This window comes from Allohahella marinimesophila (assembly GCF_039538005.1).
Classification (GTDB): domain Bacteria; phylum Pseudomonadota; class Gammaproteobacteria; order Pseudomonadales; family Oleiphilaceae; genus Allohahella; species Allohahella marinimesophila.
Genome location: NZ_BAABBO010000030.1, coordinates 1 through 1340, shown reverse-complemented (window position 1 = coordinate 1340; position 1340 = coordinate 1). Strand labels below are relative to the sequence as shown.

Below are 1340 nucleotides of genomic sequence, written 5' to 3'. Positions count from 1 at the left end.
CCGCAAATGGATTCCGGATTTTTTTATGCATTTTAGTCAGGCATTGGACGCCGTCTCCCGAGTTACCCCCGAACAGTTTGCCTCCCTGTCAGAAGTTCTCTCCCCAGAGCTCATCGAACAATGTCTCCACGAGGCCGGAAGCGTTACGCTGCGCAAGCGGCGTTTGCCGCTGGAAATGATGGTTTGGAGCGTCGTCGGCATGGCTCTGTTCCGGCACCTGCCGATGAGCCAGATCGTGAATCAGCTCGACATCATGCTCCCGGGTAAGCGCCCGTTTGTGGCACCGAGCGCTGTGGTTCAGGCTCGCCAGCGCCTGGGTGCCGAGCCCGTACAGCGCGTATTTGAGCAGACGCAGGCGCTCTGGCATCAACACACACCGCATCCGCACTGGTGCGGTCTGACCCTGTTGGGCGTCGATGGCGTGGTCTGGCGCACACCGGATTCCAAGGAAAATTCAGCCGCGTTTGCACGCACGCAACGCCAGGAAGGCCCATCACAATATCCACAAGTCCGAATGGTCTGCCAGATGGAGCTTACCAGCCATCTGCTCACTGCAGCCGCTTTTGACAGCGTCGCACGCAGCGAAGTAAAGCTTGCGGAAGAGTTGCTTCACAAGACACCGGATCACTCGCTCACGTTGTTTGATCGTGGCTTTTACTCTTTGGGCCTGCTTCACGCCTGGCATGCCCACGGCGAGGCGCGACACTGGCTGATTCCCGTGCGGAAGGGGGCGCGCTACGAGATAATCCGTCGCTTCGGTAAAAGTGATTGTCTGGTGTCGCTGCCCGTCTCACCACAGGCTCGGAAACAGTGGCCAAATGCGCCTGCATACCTGACAGCTCGCCTAGTCAGCCGCGAAATAAACGGCAGGTCATATCAGGTACTGACGTCGATGGTGGATCCCATGCGGTATCCGGGAGCGGAAATCGTGGACCTCTATACTCACCGCTGGGAGATAGAGCTCGGGTATCGTGAGATGAAACAGTACATGCTAGGGAACCGACTGACACTGAGAAGCAAAAAGCCGGACATGATCCGGCAAGAGCTGTGGGGGACGCTTCTGGCATACAACTTATTGCGCTTCCAGATGGCACGAATGGCGTACAGCCTGAAAGACGTGCATCCATGTCAGATGAGTTTTAATCAGGCAGCGGGGATGATCATCAAGGAACTCACATTTTTGCCAGCTGTTTCGCCGGGCAAAGTGCCCGCTGTGATCAAAGCGCTAACCGACATGGCCCCGGCCTTCGTCCTGCCTGGACGGCGAGAACGTGTCTATCCGAGAGCTGTTAGAAAGCGACCGCAGCGTTATGATCTTAGAAAAGAAAATGCCAGTCAGT

1 protein-coding gene is annotated in these 1340 nt (G+C 56.7%); it reads left to right on the top strand.

What is annotated here, in order from left to right:
• Positions 1–25: 25 nt before the first annotated feature.
• The coding region (locus tag ABD735_RS20090) for an IS4 family transposase (protein WP_344809881.1) at positions 26–1340 on the top strand (1315 nt) is incomplete at its 3' end.